This is a genomic window from Variovorax sp. 01T439_2 (assembly GCF_056398445.1).
The window spans coordinates 1-14,773 of record NZ_JBFTPJ010000087.1; the positions used below are offsets into that span (position 1 = coordinate 1).

Sequence of the window (14,773 nt, forward strand, 5' to 3'; positions counted from 1 at the left end):
GCCAAGCGCGAGGTCGAGACGCTCATCGCCGAAGCCGCCGCCGGCCGCACGCTGGTGTTCGCGAGCCACAACCTCGGGCAGGTGAAGCGGCTCGCGAGCCGCGTGGTCTATCTCGAGCACGGCCGCGTGCTGGCCGACCTGCCGGTCCACGATTTCTTCCATGGGCCCCTGCCGGAGGAGGCCCGCCTGTTCGTCAAAGGAGAGTTGGCATGAATCCGTTCCTCAAGCAGCACCGCGCAGGCGCGGGCATCCGCGCCTCGCTGGCCGTGGCCGTTTTCTTCCTGGCCGCGGGCGCGGCGCGCGCCGAGACCATCACCATGGCCTCGACCACGTCCACCGAGCAGTCGGGCCTGTTCTCGCACCTGCTGCCGGCTTTCAAGAAGGCGAGCGACATCGACATCAAGGTGGTGGCGGTGGGCACCGGCCAGGCCATCGACATGGCCAAGCGCGGCGATGCCGACGTGCTGTTCGTGCACGACACCGCGGCCGAGGAAAAATTCGTGGCCGAAGGCTTCAGCGCCAAGCGCTACCCTGTGATGTACAACGACTTCGTGCTGGTGGGCCCGCAGGCCGACCCGGTCGGCGCGAAGGGCGGCGACATCGTCGCGGCGCTCAAGAAGATCGCAGCCGCCAATGCGCCTTTTGTGTCGCGCGGCGACAAGAGCGGCACCGACGCGGCCGAGCGCCGCCTCTGGACGCAGACCGGCGTGGCCGAGGCCGGGCAGCCGGTGCCCAACGAGCGCAAGGGCACGGGCTACAAGGAATGCGGCTGCGGCATGGGGCCGGCGCTGAACATCGCGGCCTCGTCCGGCGCCTATGTGCTGGCCGACCGCGGCACCTGGCTCAGCTTCAAGAACCGCGCCGGGCTGGCGGTGCTGGTCGAGGGCGACAAGCGCCTTTTCAACCAATATGGCGTGATGGTCGTGAGCCCGGCGAAATTCCCCTCGCTCAATAGCCGGGGCGCGCAGAAGTTCGTCGACTGGGTGATCTCGCCGGCCGGGCAGCAGACCATCGCAGCCTACAAGATCGGCGGCGAGCAGCTGTTCTTTCCCAACGCGCTGTCGAACTGAGCATCGTCGCATGACCTGCGAGGTCATCGACGCCGCGCGCGCCCGGCGCGACCATTCCTTCACCCCGCGATGTTGCGGGTCGAACCCCCGAAAGGAAATGGTCATCATGAACACCGCCGCACACGACGCCGCCACCATTGCCCAACGCTACATCGCGGCCTGGAACGAAACCGATGCCGCGCGCCGCGCCCAGCTGATCGAAGCCGCCTGGACGGCCGATGCGCACTATGCCGACCCGCTGGCACAGGCCAGCGGCCGCGAGCAGATCGGCGCGCTGATCGGTGCCGTGCACCAGCGCTATCCGGGTTTCCGCTTCAGCCTGTTCGGCACGCCCGAGGCGCACGGCGACAACCTGCGCTTCTCGTGGACCCTGGGCCCGAGCGGGGCCGAAGACCTGATCCAGGGCACCGATTTCGCCCGGCTCGATGGCGGCAGGCTGCAATCGGTGACCGGCTTCCTCGACAAGGTGCCCGTCGGAGCCTGAAGAGAGGCTTCAGTCCGCGGAGCCGGAAGCGCGGCCGCGCCAGAGCTTGCGGTAGACCGTGGCGCGGCTGATGCCCAGCGTGCGCGCGGCTTCGGCCACGTTGCCGCGGGCGTCGGCCACGGCCTTGCGGATCAGCGCGGCCTCGACGTCGCGCAGCCGCGGCCGGGTTTCGGGCACCGCAACGGCCGAGCCCTTGCCGCCGCGCTGGGGCCGGACCTGCACGCGCAGGCCGGACCACAGCGGCACCTCGAGCACGGCGTCGCCGCGGCGGGCCGCATCGAACAGCATGTCCAGCGGCATTGCGAACAGGTCGTTGCAGTGCAGCGCATGCGGGCTGCGCGCCAGCGGCTCGTGCAGCATCTGGCGCGCCGCGGCATTGGCACCCGCCACCGTGCCGTCGGCATCGATGCACAGCAGCCCGTCGGTGGCTTCGCCGCGCGGGCAGCCCGGCCACGAGAGGTGCAGCCGCAGCTCGCAGGGCTGGTTCAGCACCAGCATGTTCTCGATGCTGCGCGCCGACAGCGTGGCCAGGTGCCGCAGCTCCGGCCGTTCCACCGCCTGCACGCCGGTCAGGTCGAGCATGCCGATGCAGTCGCCGCGAGGGCCGAAGAGCGGCGCCCCGGCGCAGCTGTAGATGCTGGTGTCCTCGAAGAAGTGCTCGCCGCGGTGCAGCCACACCGATTCCTGTTCGGCCAGCGCGGTGCTGATCGCACTGGTGCCGACCGCGCGCTCCGACAGGTCGACGCCCACGCGGGCGATGTTGCGGGCGTAGCGGCTGTCGGCCTCGGTGCCGTCGGGCAGCGGGCCCACGTCGACCACGATGCCCTCGGCATCGGTCAGCACGGCGAAATAGCGCGTGTCGGCAATGGCGCGCGACAGCCGCTCGATCACCGGCCGGGCCGCCGACACCAGCGCGCGGTTGCGCTCGGCCGCCTCGCGCTCGGCCGACCTGGCCACCGGCTCGAAAGCGATCCGCTGCTGCGGCTGCCGCCCCGCCGCCAGGCAGCGCTCCCAGGAACGCAGGATCCATGGCTCGATGCGCACCGCGCTGCGCGAGCGGGGGGCTTCGCCGTGGATCAGCTCCCGGCGGGCCTGCGCAATGGCGGCGGAGCGTTCGGGCAGGGGCGCAACGAGGGAGGCGGACATCGGGGTCGGTTCGCTCGGGTGGGGCGGCTTTTTCAGACTTGCCGGGGCCGCAAGCTGTTTCATTTTGAGAATTTCGTACGCGCTGCGCAAGCGGCAAGGGTTTTGCCTAGGATAGTGCACCGGGCCGGCATCCAAGATGCCTTTCGCTGAACCAGCCATCACCTTCAACGGAGACAGCCAAATGCAGGTAGCTTTCACGGTCAACGGCCGACCGGCCACGGTCGACGCACCCCCCAACACTTTCCTGGTGCACGCCATCCGCGAGCATCTCCACCTGACCGGCACCCATGTCGGCTGCGACACCGCCCAGTGCGGCGCATGCACCGTCCACATGAACGGGCGCGCGGTGAAGTCGTGCAACATCCTGGTCGGGCAGGCGGCCGGTGCGCAAATCACCACCATCGAGGGCATCGCCCAGCCCGACGGCACCATGCACCCCATGCAGGCGGCCTTCAAGGAATGCCACGGCCTGCAGTGCGGCTTCTGCACCCCGGGCATGGTCATGAGCGCCATCGACCTGTGCACCCACCATCCCAGGTCGAGCGAATCGGAGATCCGCGAACTGCTCGACGGCAACCTGTGCCGCTGCACGGGCTACCAGAACATCGTGAAGGCCGTGCAGATGGGCGGCGAGGCCATGGCCTCGGGCACGCCGGTCAAGACCACCGCCACGGTGTGAAAGGAGCAACATCATGGGTGCCTCCGACTTCTCGAACCTGCCCCACATCGGCGAAGCGCTGCGGCGCAAGGAAGACTATCGCTTCCTGACCGGCGCGGGCAACTACACCGACGACATCACGCTGGCCAACCAGAGCCATGCGGTCTTCGTGCGCTCGCCGCACGCCCACGCGGTCATCAAGTCGGTCGACACCGCCGAGGCACTCAAGATGCCCGGCGTGGTCGGCATCTTCAGCGGCAAGGACATCGAGGGCAAGATGGGCGGCCTGCCCTGCGGCTGGCTCATCAACAACCCCGACGGCACCCCCATGAAGGAGCCGATGCACCCGATCCTCGCGATCAACAAGGTGCGCTACGTGGGCGACCACGTGGCGATGGTGGTGGCCGAGACCGTCGAGCAGGCCAAGAACGCGGCCGAGGCCGTGGTGGTCGACTACGACGTGCTGCCCGCCGTCGTGAGCGTGGCCGATGCGGCCAAGAAGGCGAGCGGCGTCACACTGCACGACGAAGCGCCCGACAACCAGTGCTACAAGTGGGCGCTGGGCGACAAGGCCGCGGTCGATGCGGCGTTTGCCAATGCCGCGCACGTCACCAAGCTCGACCTCGTCAACAACCGGCTGATCCCGAACCCGATCGAGCCGCGCGTGGCCATCGGCAGCTACAGCCGCGGCACCGACGACTACACGCTCTATGTGTCCAACCAGAACCCGCACGTCGAGCGCCTCTTGATGACGGCCTTCGTGCTGGGCCTGCCCGAGCACAAAGTGCGCGTGATCGCGCCCGACGTGGGCGGCGGCTTCGGCTCCAAGATCTTTCTGTACGCCGAAGACGTGTGCCTGACCTGGGCCGCCAAGCAACTCAACCGCAACATCAAGTGGACGGCCGAGCGCTCGGAGTGCTTCCTGTCCGACGCCCACGGCCGCGACCATGTGAGCCATGCCGAAATGGCGATGGACAAGGACGGCAAGTTCCTCGCAATGCGGGTGCACACCGACGCCAACCTGGGCGCCTACCTGTCGACCTTCTCCACGGCCGTGCCCACCATCCTCTACGCCACGCTGCTCGCGGGCCAGTACACCACGCCGCAGATCTACGTCGAGGTCGATGCCTGGTTCACCAACACCGCGCCGGTCGATGCCTACCGCGGCGCGGGCCGGCCCGAGGCCACCTACCTGCTCGAGCGCCTGGTGTCGCGCTGCGCCTGGGAAATGAACCTCGGCCAGGACGAGATCCGCAAGCGCAACTTCATCACCACCTTTCCCTACCAGACGCCGGTGGCGCTGCAGTACGACACGGGCGATTTCCACGCCTGCATGGACAAGGCCCGCGTGCTGGCCGACGTCGATGGCTATGCGCAGCGCAAGTCGGCCAGCGAGGCCGCGGGCAAGCTGCGCGGCATCGGCTACTCGAGCTACATCGAGGCCTGCGGCATCGCGCCGTCGAACATCGCCGGGGCGCTGGGCGCGCGGGCCGGCCTGTTCGAGTGCGGCGAGATCCGCGTGCACCCCACCGGCAGCGTGACGGTCTTCACCGGCTCGCACAGCCACGGCCAGGGGCACGAAACCACCTTTGCGCAAGTGGTGGCGGCGCGCCTGGGCATTCCGGTCGACAACGTCGACGTGGTCCATGGCGACACCGGCCGCGTGCCCTTCGGCATGGGCACCTACGGCTCGCGCTCCATCTCGGTGGGCGGCGCCGCCATCATGAAGGCACTCGACAAGATCGAGACCAAGGCCAAGAAGATTGCCGCGCACCTGATGGAGGCGAGCGATGCCGACATCGAGTTTGCGAACGGCGAGTTCACCGTGAAGGGCACCGACAAGAAGATCCCATTCGGCCAGGTGGCGCTCACGGCCTACGTGCCGCACAACTATCCGCTCGACAAGCTCGAGCCCGGCCTGAACGAAACCGCCTTCTACGACCCGACCAACTTCACCTTCCCGGGCGGCACCTACATCTGCGAGGTCGAGGTCGACAAGCAGACCGGCGAAGTGCGCGTGGACCGCTTCACCGCGGTGGACGACTTCGGCACCATCATCAACCCGATGATCGTCGAGGGCCAGGTGCACGGCGGGCTGGTGCAGGGCATCGGCCAGGCGCTGCTCGAGAACTGCGTGTACGACAACGAGACCGGCCAGCTGCTCACCGGCAGCTTCATGGACTACGCCATGCCCAGGGCGGGCGACTTTCCGCAGTTCAAGCTCGACACCGTGTGCACGCCGTGCACGCACAACCCGCTGGGCACCAAGGGCTGCGGCGAGGCGGGGGCCATCGGCTCGCCGCCGGCCGTGATCAACGCCGTGCTCGACGCGCTGGCGCCGCTGGGCGTCAAGGACTTCGACATGCCCGCATCGGCCAGCCGCGTCTGGGAAGCGATGCAGGCGGCCGCCTCCCACTAGAACACACCAGAACAACGAAGGAACCCACACCATGTACGCCTTCACACTCGAACGGCCGGCCACCGTGGCCGATGCGGCCAAGCTCGTTGCCGCGGGCGCCAAGCCGCTGGCCGGTGGCCAGACCCTGCTCGCCTCCATGAAGCTCAGGCTGTCGGCGCCAGAGCAGCTCGTGGACCTGGGCGGCATCAAGGAGCTCACCGGCATCAGGAAAGATGGCAACACGATCACCATCGGCGCGATGTCGCGCCATCTGGACGTGGCCAACAACGCCGACGTGAAGGCCGCCTTCCCGGCGCTGGCCGACCTGGCCGGGCGCATCGGCGACCGGCAGGTGCGCGCGATGGGCACCATCGGCGGCTCGGTGGCCAACAACGACCCGGCCGCCTGCTACCCCAGCGCGGTGCTCGGCTCCGGCGCAACGCTCATCACCTCGAAGCGCGAGATCGCGGCGGACGATTTCTTCCTGGGCCTCTTCACCACGGCACTCGAAGAAGACGAACTGATCACCGCGATCCGCTTCCCCATTCCTAAGCGCGCCGTGTACGAGAAGCTGCGCCAGAAGGCATCGAACTTTCCGCTCGTCGGCGTGTTCCTTGCGCAGTTCGACAGCGGCGTGCGCGTGGCCATCACCGGCGCGGGCAACGGGGTATTCCGCCACGCGGGGCTCGAAGATGCGCTCAACAAGAGCTTCACCGCGGCCGCCGCCGCGGYCGTGAAGATCGACGCGAGCGATCTCAACAGCGACCTGCATGCCTCGGCGGCCTACCGCGCCAACCTGATCAGCGTGCTCACGCAGCGCGCCGTCACCAGGGCGCTGGGCTGAACCAGGCAGCGCCGCCACCGCTCGCAGGCCGGAAGGCGCGACACCTCCGCGTCTTCCGCTACGCTTCGCCATGATCTTCCCGACCATCGATTCCCTTTCCGAAGGCTTGATGCAGGCCGGCTACTTTGCCGACCGGCGCCTGGCCACGGCCGTGTTCCTCGCGCTCAGGCTGCAGCGCCCGCTGCTGCTCGAGGGCGAGCCCGGCGTCGGCAAGACCGAACTGGCCAAGGCGCTGTCGAAGGCGCTCAATCGCGAGCTGCTGCGCCTGCAGTGCTACGACGGGCTGGAGCAGCGCGAGGCGCTCTACGAGTGGAACTACGCCGCGCAACTGCTGCACATGCGCGCCGCCGAGGCCACCGGCGCCATCGTGGCCCCCACGCTCGGCGCTGGCGCGTCCTCGCTGCCCCCCGAGGGGGCTCTCGCGCCTTCGGGCGGCCGGGCGGCGCTCGTGCGCGACGTGGAAGCCGAGGTCTACCAGCCGCACTACCTGATCCGCCGCCCGCTGCTGCAGGCCCTGCAGACCCCCGCGCCGGGTGCCGTGCTGCTGATCGATGAAGTGGACCGCGCCGACGAGCCGTTCGAGGCCTTCCTGCTCGAATACCTGGGCGAGTACCAGGTCAGCATTCCCGAGCTCGGCACCGTGCGCGCCGTGGTGCCGCCGGTCACCATCCTCACGAGCAACCGCACGCGCGAACTCAACGACGCGGTCAAGCGGCGCTGCCTCTACCACTGGCTCGACTATCCGGAACGCGAACGCGAACTGGCCATCGTGCGGGCCCAGGTGCCGCAGGCCGGCGAGAAGCTCTCGGCCCAGGTGGCGGCCTTCGTTGCGCGGCTGCGCGATGCGCCTTTCGTCAACGCCTTCCAGCGCGCGCCCGGCATCGCCGAAAGCGTGGAGTGGGCAAGGGCGCTGATCGCGCTCGACACCGTCGAGCTCGACCCCGAAGTGGTGGTCGACACCGCCGGCATCCTGTTCAAGCAGCGCGACGACGTGGCGGCGCTCACGCACGAACTGGCATCCGACCTGCTGAAACCCGAGGAGCCGGTCGCGCCCTGAGCGCGTCCGAAGCGCAAGGCCTCCCGCATGGCCGGCATCCAGCAACTCGGCGACGTACGCAGCGGCAAGCTGGCCGGCAACATCACGGCCTTCGGCCGCGCCCTGCGCCGCGCGGGCGTCCGCACCGATGCAATGCGCATTGCGCTGGCCGCCGAAGCGGCCACGCTGGTGGGCGTGGAAAGCAGGCTCGACCTGAGCGCCGCGATGGAAGCCGTCATGGTGAGCCGCGAGCAGGACCGCATGGTGTTCCGCGAACTCTTCGATGCCTGGTTCCGTGACCCCGAACTTGCCAACAAGCTGCTCGCGCAGATGCTGCCGAGCGCCGAGGGCAAGGCCGAGCCCTCCAAGCGTCGCCCGCGCGTGCGCGAGGCCCTCACGGCGCCGCGCGATCCCGCCAGGCCCGTTGTGGCCGCCAAGCCCGACAAGGAGGTCGAGTTCGATGCCGCCATGACATCGAGCGACCGACAGCGCCTGCAGCATGCCGACTTCAATGCGCTTGGCGCGTCCGAGTACCGGCTGGTCGAGCGGCTCGCGCGTGATGTCAGCCTGCCCATTCCCTCGCTGCCGTCGCGCCGGTTGCGTGCTGCCAACGATGCAGGTTCGCAGCATGCGCGCATGCACTGGCCCGGCGTGCTGCACGAGGCGGCGCGCACGGGTGGCGAAATACTTCGCCTGCCGAAGCTGAGCCGGCGCGAGCAGCCCTTGCCGCTGCTGGTGCTGGTCGACGTGTCGGGCTCGATGGAGCGCTATGCGCGGCTGCTGCTGGCCTTTCTGCATGCGTCGACGCGGCGGGCCGGGCGGCGCGACGTGTTCGCCTTCGGCACGCGCCTGACCGATCTCACGCCGGCCTTCCGGCTGGCCGACACCGATGCCATGCTGGCGGCCGCCGGCCTGGCCATCGACGATTTCGCGGGCGGCACGCGGCTCGGCAGTTCGCTGGCCGAGCTTCGCCGCGCGCATGCCCGCCGCCTGACCGGCCGCCGCACGCTGGTGCTGGTGATCAGCGACGGGCTCGACACCGGCGAGCCGGCACTGCTCGAAAGCGAGCTGCTCTGGCTCAAGCGCCATTCGCGCCGCCTGCTGTGGCTCAACCCGCTGCTGCGCTTCGAGGGCTACGCCCCCTTGGCGCGTGGGGCCAGTGTGCTGCACCGGCATGCGGATGCGATGCTGGCGGTCCACAATCTCAGTGCCCTCGAACAGCTCGCCAGCAGCCTCGCCGCCCTCATGCGGTCCGGGCGCTAGGGACTTCACGGAAGCAAAAAAAGGAAAACCACCATGGAAATGCTCGGCAACCGCCGCCTCGGCGTCACCCAACAACAGGCCTGGGAAGCGCTCAACGATCCCGAGACGCTCAAGAAGTGCATTCCCGGCTGCGACAAGTTCGAGCTCACGGGCGACAACCAGTACAGCGTGGCGCTGGCGGTCAAGATCGGTCCGGTGTCGGCCAAGTTCAGCGGCAAGGTCGCGCTGTCCGACATCGTGGCGCCCGATGGCTACAAGCTCAGCTTCGAGGGGCAGGGCGGCGTGGCGGGCTTTGCCAAGGGCTCGTCCAGCGTGACGCTGCGGCCGCTCGACGGCGYCGCCGAAGCCGCGCCGGCCGCGGCCGGCTGCGAGCTCGACTACACCGTGCAGGCGCAGGTCGGCGGCAAGATCGCCCAACTGGGCCAGCGCCTCATCGATGGCGCCGCCAAGTCGACCGCCGACGACTTCTTCAAGCGCTTCGAGGCCGAGATGCAGAGCCGCTACGGCCCGCCGCCGGCCGCCGCGGCCGAGGAAACGGCCGAGGTGCCCGCCGAAAAGGCCGGCATGATGTCCGGCCTCATGAAGAAGATCGGCCTCGGCAAGAAGGACGACAAGGACGCGTCCGCCGCACCGGGCGACGCCAGCAGCTAGGAGGGGACCGGGCGATGGAAAATCTCGACGTCATGGTGCTGCGCACGCTGCGCGACTGGCGGCGCGCCGGCAAGCGCGCGCTGCTCACGACCGTGGTGCGCACTTGGGGCTCGTCGCCGCGGCCGGTCGGTTCGATCATGGCGCTGGCCGACGATGGCGCGGTGGTGGGCTCGGTCTCCGGCGGCTGCATCGAGGACGACCTGATCGCGCGCTACAGCCATGCGCACGGCAACGGCGAACAGGTGCCCGTGGGCGCGCCGCCCGTGCTCGTGAAGTATGGCATCACGGCCGACGAGGCGCACCGCTTCGGCCTGCCCTGCGGCGGCACGCTGGAGCTGCTGCTCGAATACGACCCCGACGCGGCCTTGCTCGACACGCTCGTGGCCCAGCTGGAGCAAGGCCGGCTCATGCAGCGCACCGTCACGCTTTCGACCGGTGCCGTGCGGCTGGCCGAAGCCACCGCGCCCGATGCGCTCAAGGTGAACGACACCGAGCTCACCAACACCTTCGGCCCCGAATACCGCATGCTGCTGATCGGCGCCGGCCAGCTGGCCGAATACCTTGCGACCATGGCCAAGTTCAGCGGCTTTGCCGTGACGCTGTGCGACCCGCGCGCCGAATACCGCACCGCATGGACGCTCGCCGGCGTGGAGATCACGACCGAGATGCCCGACGACGCGGTGCTGGCCTTCAAGCCCGACCGCCGCAGCTGCGTGGTCGCGCTCACGCACGACCCCAAGCTCGACGACCTTGCGCTGCTCGAGGCACTGCAGAGCGATCGAGCACTTCGGCCAGACAGAGGAATCGCTCGCACGGCTGCGCGGACCCATCGGCATCTACATCGGCAGCAAGACGCCGCCCGAGATCGCCGTGAGCGTGATGGCCGAGATCCTGGCCGTGAAGAACGCGGTGACGCTTCCGCGCGAAATGGAAGTGGCGCGCGCCAAGGGCATGCAGCAGCTCGCGATGAGCTGATCCCTGCCGCCGGTTTCAGCCCGGCTTGGCCGCCGGCGGCACGTCGCCGCCCTTTTGCCGTTCGCGGAAGAGCGCGGCGCGCATCAGGAAAATGGTGGTGATGGGCGCCGTGAGCGCAATGAACAGGACGATCAGCACGGCGTGCAGGAAGAGGCTGAAGCCCTGCACCGAGAAATAGACGATGGTGGCAATCGTCATGCACCACACGCCCACCGTGGCGCCGAGCGTCGGCGCATGGATGCGGCGGAAAAAGGTGGGCAGCCGCACGAGGCCGAAGGAGCCGATGGCCGCAAAGGCCGCGCCGAGCACCGCGAACACGGCGGTGACGATTTCCGCCCACAGCGGCAGCGGCCCCACGATGAAATCCGTCATTCGATGACCTCCCCGCGCAGGAGGAACTTGGCCATGGCCGTCGACCCGACGAAGCCGAACAGCGCCGTCAGCATCGCGGCTTCGAAGTACACGTTGCTCGCATAGACGATGCCCAGCACCAGCATCATCAGCATGCCGTTGATGTAGAGGCAGTCCAGCGCCATCACGCGGTCCTGCGCGCTCGGGCCCACCAGCAGCCGGGCCAGCGCGCAGAGCATGGCCACCGCCAGCAGCAGCAGCGCGAATTTCAAGGCCCAGAAAAGTACAGGCGTCATGATTCGAAGATCTCCATCAAGGGGTGCTCATAGCGCTGCTTGATCATGGCGATGAAAGCGGCTTCGTCGTCGACGTCGAACACATGGATCAGCAGCGTGCTGCTGTCGAACGCGATCTCGCCCCAGGCCGTGCCGGGCGTGAGGCACATGATCATGGCCAGCACCGCGAGCCCGTTCGGGTCGCGCAGGTCCAGCGGCACGTTGATGAACCGCGAGGCGATGCGCGAGTTGCGGCGCGTCAGCAGCCGCCGTGCCACGAAGAGCGCCGATTCCAGCATGTCGGCCACGGCCCGGCCCGCGAGCCGCAGCGCCACCCAGGGCTTGCGCATGCGCACGGTGGCGGGCCGCAGGCCTTTGGTGAGCAGCGGAACCGCCATGGCCAGCAGCGCGGCCGACAGCAGCGTGGCGGCGTCGAGCGACTGGTTGAGCAGCAGCCACACCGCAAACAGCGCCAGCGAGAGCGGCGGCGAAGGAAGCCAGCGCTTCATGGTGCCGGGCCTTTCGCGGGGGCCGCGGGGTTGGGCACCTGCCGTGCGCCCATCACGGCATTTCGGTAGGCGGTGGGCGTGCGCAGCCCTTCGGCGGTGGTGATGGCGTGGYGCATGACCGGGCCGGCCCAGACCGTGAGCGCCACGCTGGCCGCGAGCAATCCGGCCACGGGCAGCACCTCGAGCGCGGGCAGGGCCGGCATGGTGGGATGCGGCTGGGTCCAGAAGTGGCGCATGCCGGTGCGGCTCAGCGCAATCAGCGCGAGCAGGCCCGACACCACCAGCAGCGCCAGGAAGATCCATGCGGGCACCGAGGTGCCGCCGGTGGAAAACGCGCCCGACAGCATCGCGAACTTGCCCACGAAGCCCGACAGCGGCGGCAGGCCCGCGAGCAGCAGCGTGCAGCCGATGAAGCTCAGCCCCAGGAAGGCCACGCCGGCCGGAATGGCGCGGCCGTAGAGCGCCTGCGCCTCGTCGTCGAGGTTCACGTCGTCGAGCACGCGCAGGTCTTCGGCGAGGAAAGGCGCATTGCCGGCCTTCTCGTGCGGCGCCACGCTCATGCCGGCATTGCGCCAGCGCTCGATCATGTCGGTCAGCAGGAAGAAGGCGCTCACGGCCAGCGTCGAGCTCAGCAGGTAGTAGAGCGCGCCGGCCCACACGGCCGGCTCCCCCAGCCCGATGGCCGCGAGCAGCGTGCCCGCCGACACCAGCACGCTGAAGCCCGCGAGGTTGGAGAGCCGCTGCGTGCCCACGATGCCGATGGCACCCGCGAACAGCGTCGCGAGCCCGATCGCGAGGAGCGCGGATTGCCCGAACGCCGCCGAGCTGCCGGCATCCGGCGCGAAGAGCAGCGTCCACAGCCGCAGCAATGTGTAGACGCCGAGCTTGGTCAGGAGCGCGAACACGGCACCCACCGGCGACACTGCCGCGCTGTAGGCCGGCACCAGCCAGAAGTTGAGCGGCCAGGCGCCGGCCTTGGCGAAGAACGCCGTTGCCAGGATGGCGGCCGCCGCATGCACGAGGCCGCGGTCGGCCGGCGCGAGCTGCGCGATGCGCATGCCGAGGTCGGCCATGTTGAGCGTGCCGGTCGCGCCGTAGAGCAGCGCCGCGCCGATCAGGAAGAGCGACGAGGCGGCCAGGTTGATGGCGATGTAGTGCAGTCCCGCCTGCACCCGCAGCCGGCCCGAGCCATGCAGCAGCAGGCCGTAGGAGGCCGCGAGCATCACCTCGAAGAAGACGAACAGGTTGAACAGGTCGCCCGTGAGGAAGGCGCCGTTCAGGCCCATGAGCTGCAGCTGCAGCAGCGGATGGAAATGCACGCCGGCGCGGTCCCAGCGCGAAGTGGAATAGATCGAGGCCGCAAAGGCGACCACGCCCGTGAGCGCCACCATCATGGTCGACAACCGGTCGGCCACCAGCACGATGCCGAAGGGCGCGCGCCAGTTGCCCGGCAGGTAGACGCCGACCGAGCCGGGGCCGTCGCCGGTCTCGGGCGCGTTCACCCAGCGCAGCAGCGCCAGCGCCGCCAGCAGGCCCACCAGGCCCGAGACCACGCTCAACGCCGACTTGGTGCGGCGCCGGCTTTCGCCCAGCAGCAGCATCAGTGCGGCCGTGAGCAGCGGCACCAGGATCGGCACCGCGACGAGGTGCGGCATGCTGAACTCGAGCAGCCGGTCGAGCAGCTGGACCAGTTGCCCCGTCACTCCGCTGCCTCCTGCCGCTCTTCGCCGTCCACGTGGTCGGTGCCGGTGAGGCCGCGCGAGGCCAGCAGCACCACGAGGAACAGCGCCGTCATCGCAAAGCCGATGACGATCGCCGTCAGCACCAGCGCCTGCGGCATCGGGTCGGCGGTGTTGGCCAGCGTGGCGGTGATGCCATGGACCAGCACCGGTTCGCTGTCGAGCTTGAGCCGCCCCATGCTGAAGATGAACAGGTTGACCGCGTACGAGATGAGCGTGAGGCCCATGATCACCTGGAAGGTGCGGGGCCGCAGCAGCAGGTACACCCCCGAGCCGGTGAGTACGCCGATGGCCAGTGCGAGCACGATCTCCATCAGCGCGCTCCTTCCGGCATGGCGACGGCGGCCGCAGCGGCTTCGGCTTCCTTCTCGCGCTGCTCGTCGGCCCAGCGGTGGCTGCGCACCGACTGGTGGGCCAGCGCGGTGAGGATCAGCATGGTGGCGCCCAGCACCAGCGCGAACACGCCGATGTCGAAGAACAGGGCGCTCGGCACGTGCAGCTCGCCCAGCACGGGAAGATGCAGGTGCGCGGTGTGGGTGGTCAGGAACGGATAGCCGAACAGCACCGCGCCGCTGCCCGTGGCCAGCGCGAGCAGCAGGCCGGCGGCGATCCAGCGGCGCGGATAGATGCGCAGGTGCTCTTCCACCCACTCGGTGCCTGAGACGATGAACTGCAACACCAGTGCCACCGACATCACCAGCCCCGCGACGAAGCCGCCGCCGGGTGCGTTGTGCCCGCGCATGAAGAAATAGACCGACACCAGCACCGCGAGCGGCAGCAGCAGCCGCACCAGCACGGCCGGCACCATCAGGTAGCCCACGGCCGTGTCCTTGGCCAGGCGCGGGTTCAGCAGGTCGCTGCTGCCATCGTCGGCCTGCGCGCGCTGCTGCACCGGCAGGGCCATCGATTCGCGCGCCGGCCGGAAGCGGCGCAGCAGTGCATAGACCGTGAGCGCCACCACGCCCAGCACGGTGATCTCGCCGAAGGTGTCGAAGCCGCGGAAGTCGACCAGCATCACGTTGACCACGTTGGTGCCGCCGCCCTCGGCCAGCGCATGCTCGAGAAAGAAGGGCGAGATGCTTTGCGGAAACGGCCGCGTCATCATGAGCCACGCGAGCGCCGCCATGCCGCTGCCGACGCCGGCCGCCACCAGCAGGTCGCGCCCGCGCCGGCCCCAGGGGCGCAGCCTGGCGCGCGCTGGCTGGACCGCGTCCTTGCTGCGCATCGGCAGCCAGCGCAGGCCCAGCAGGATCAGCACCGTGGTCACGGCCTCCACCACGAGCTGCGTCAGCGCCAGGTCGGGTGCCGAGAACCAGATGTAGGTCACGCAGCACACCAGTCCGGCGCCCGAGGCCAGCATCAGCGCGGCCAGGC

15 protein-coding genes and 2 pseudogenes are annotated in these 14,773 nt (G+C 69.2%); 10 read left to right on the forward strand and 7 right to left on the reverse strand.

Features of this window, described 5'->3' with window-relative positions:
• The 3 genes and pseudogenes from AC1DOC_RS06465 to AC1DOC_RS06475 all read left to right on the forward strand — a co-directional run.
• Positions 1-213: pseudogene (locus tag AC1DOC_RS06465) on the forward strand (phosphate ABC transporter ATP-binding protein); the annotation flags it as partial.
• On the forward strand, positions 210-1,070 hold the full coding sequence (locus AC1DOC_RS06470; protein WP_012746733.1) for an ABC transporter substrate-binding protein: 861 nt from the start codon (positions 210-212) through the stop codon (positions 1,068-1,070). The pseudogene AC1DOC_RS06465 and the gene AC1DOC_RS06470, both read left to right, overlap by 4 nt.
• A 106-nt stretch (positions 1,071-1,176) precedes the next feature.
• On the forward strand, positions 1,177-1,554 hold the full coding sequence (locus AC1DOC_RS06475; protein WP_012746734.1) for a nuclear transport factor 2 family protein: 378 nt from the start codon (positions 1,177-1,179) through the stop codon (positions 1,552-1,554).
• Between the two features lie 9 nt (positions 1,555-1,563).
• Here the strand turns inward: AC1DOC_RS06475 and AC1DOC_RS06480 are convergent, their stop codons facing one another.
• Positions 1,564-2,700, reverse strand: coding sequence for a helix-turn-helix domain-containing protein (locus tag AC1DOC_RS06480; protein WP_478080191.1), 1,137 nt, complete (start codon positions 2,698-2,700; stop codon positions 1,564-1,566).
• A gap of 181 nt (positions 2,701-2,881) precedes the next feature.
• Between AC1DOC_RS06480 and AC1DOC_RS06485 the strand changes: the two genes are divergently transcribed.
• The 7 genes and pseudogenes from AC1DOC_RS06485 to AC1DOC_RS06515 all read left to right on the forward strand — a co-directional run bounded on the left by AC1DOC_RS06485 (position 2,882) and on the right by AC1DOC_RS06515 (position 10,525).
• Positions 2,882-3,379, forward strand: a complete 498-nt coding sequence (locus AC1DOC_RS06485) for a (2Fe-2S)-binding protein (RefSeq protein ID WP_012746736.1) — start codon at positions 2,882-2,884, stop codon at positions 3,377-3,379.
• Positions 3,380-3,392: 13 nt separating this feature from the next.
• Positions 3,393-5,777, forward strand: coding sequence for a xanthine dehydrogenase family protein molybdopterin-binding subunit (locus AC1DOC_RS06490; RefSeq protein ID WP_278875175.1), 2,385 nt, complete (start codon positions 3,393-3,395; stop codon positions 5,775-5,777).
• Between the two features lie 31 nt (positions 5,778-5,808).
• Positions 5,809-6,600: an FAD binding domain-containing protein gene (locus AC1DOC_RS06495; RefSeq protein WP_478129559.1), complete on the forward strand. Its 792-nt coding sequence runs from the start codon at positions 5,809-5,811 to the stop codon at positions 6,598-6,600.
• Positions 6,601-6,670: 70 nt separating this feature from the next.
• Entirely contained in the window at positions 6,671-7,657 is a 987-nt protein-coding gene (locus tag AC1DOC_RS06500; RefSeq protein ID WP_478080193.1) for an AAA family ATPase, read from the forward strand.
• Positions 7,658-7,684: 27 nt separating this feature from the next.
• On the forward strand, positions 7,685-8,899 hold the full coding sequence (locus AC1DOC_RS06505; protein WP_478080194.1) for a vWA domain-containing protein: 1,215 nt from the start codon (positions 7,685-7,687) through the stop codon (positions 8,897-8,899).
• A gap of 33 nt (positions 8,900-8,932) precedes the next feature.
• Positions 8,933-9,550, forward strand: coding sequence for a CoxG family protein (locus AC1DOC_RS06510; RefSeq protein WP_478129560.1), 618 nt, complete (start codon positions 8,933-8,935; stop codon positions 9,548-9,550).
• A gap of 14 nt (positions 9,551-9,564) precedes the next feature.
• Positions 9,565-10,525, forward strand: a pseudogene (locus tag AC1DOC_RS06515) (XdhC family protein).
• 15 nt (positions 10,526-10,540) lie between these two features.
• On the opposite strand, the gene mnhG reads toward AC1DOC_RS06515, so the two are convergent.
• The 6 genes from mnhG to mbhE form a co-directional block, all read right to left on the reverse strand.
• Positions 10,541-10,897: a monovalent cation/H(+) antiporter subunit G gene (gene mnhG, locus AC1DOC_RS06520; RefSeq protein WP_012746743.1), complete on the reverse strand. Its 357-nt coding sequence runs from the start codon at positions 10,895-10,897 to the stop codon at positions 10,541-10,543.
• Positions 10,894-11,172, reverse strand: a complete 279-nt coding sequence (locus AC1DOC_RS06525; protein ID WP_012746744.1) for a K+/H+ antiporter subunit F — start codon at positions 11,170-11,172, stop codon at positions 10,894-10,896. Before AC1DOC_RS06525 ends, mnhG begins: the two co-directional genes overlap by 4 nt.
• Positions 11,169-11,660, reverse strand: a complete 492-nt coding sequence (locus AC1DOC_RS06530) for a Na+/H+ antiporter subunit E (protein WP_012746745.1) — start codon at positions 11,658-11,660, stop codon at positions 11,169-11,171. Before AC1DOC_RS06530 ends, AC1DOC_RS06525 begins: the two co-directional genes overlap by 4 nt.
• Complete coding sequence (locus AC1DOC_RS06535; protein WP_478129562.1) at positions 11,657-13,315, reverse strand: monovalent cation/H+ antiporter subunit D; 1,659 nt, start codon at positions 13,313-13,315, stop codon at positions 11,657-11,659. The genes AC1DOC_RS06530 and AC1DOC_RS06535 overlap by 4 nt, the downstream gene beginning before the upstream one ends.
• 44 nt (positions 13,316-13,359) lie before the next feature.
• Positions 13,360-13,713, reverse strand: coding sequence for a Na+/H+ antiporter subunit C (locus AC1DOC_RS06540; RefSeq protein WP_018903095.1), 354 nt, complete (start codon positions 13,711-13,713; stop codon positions 13,360-13,362).
• Positions 13,713-14,773 (reverse strand): hydrogen gas-evolving membrane-bound hydrogenase subunit E (gene mbhE, locus AC1DOC_RS06545; RefSeq protein ID WP_478129561.1); only part of this gene is annotated, 1,061 nt, incomplete at its 5' end. The genes mbhE and AC1DOC_RS06540, both read right to left, overlap by 1 nt.

Coding starts and splice junctions, on each gene's coding strand:
- AC1DOC_RS06540 (WP_018903095.1), bottom strand. CDS start 13,713: ATGGAGATCGTGCTCGCACTGGCCATCGGCGTACTCACCGGCTCGGGG.
- AC1DOC_RS06530 (WP_012746745.1), bottom strand. CDS start 11,660: ATGAAGCGCTGGCTTCCTTCGCCGCCGCTCTCGCTGGCGCTGTTTGCG.
- AC1DOC_RS06505 (WP_478080194.1), top strand. CDS start 7,685: ATGGCCGGCATCCAGCAACTCGGCGACGTACGCAGCGGCAAGCTGGCC.
- AC1DOC_RS06500 (WP_478080193.1), top strand. CDS start 6,671: ATGATCTTCCCGACCATCGATTCCCTTTCCGAAGGCTTGATGCAGGCC.
- AC1DOC_RS06475 (WP_012746734.1), top strand. CDS start 1,177: ATGAACACCGCCGCACACGACGCCGCCACCATTGCCCAACGCTACATC.
- AC1DOC_RS06480 (WP_478080191.1), bottom strand. CDS start 2,700: ATGTCCGCCTCCCTCGTTGCGCCCCTGCCCGAACGCTCCGCCGCCATT.
- AC1DOC_RS06485 (WP_012746736.1), top strand. CDS start 2,882: ATGCAGGTAGCTTTCACGGTCAACGGCCGACCGGCCACGGTCGACGCA.
- AC1DOC_RS06525 (WP_012746744.1), bottom strand. CDS start 11,172: ATGACGCCTGTACTTTTCTGGGCCTTGAAATTCGCGCTGCTGCTGCTG.
- mnhG (WP_012746743.1), bottom strand. CDS start 10,897: ATGACGGATTTCATCGTGGGGCCGCTGCCGCTGTGGGCGGAAATCGTC.
- AC1DOC_RS06490 (WP_278875175.1), top strand. CDS start 3,393: ATGGGTGCCTCCGACTTCTCGAACCTGCCCCACATCGGCGAAGCGCTG.
- AC1DOC_RS06470 (WP_012746733.1), top strand. CDS start 210: ATGAATCCGTTCCTCAAGCAGCACCGCGCAGGCGCGGGCATCCGCGCC.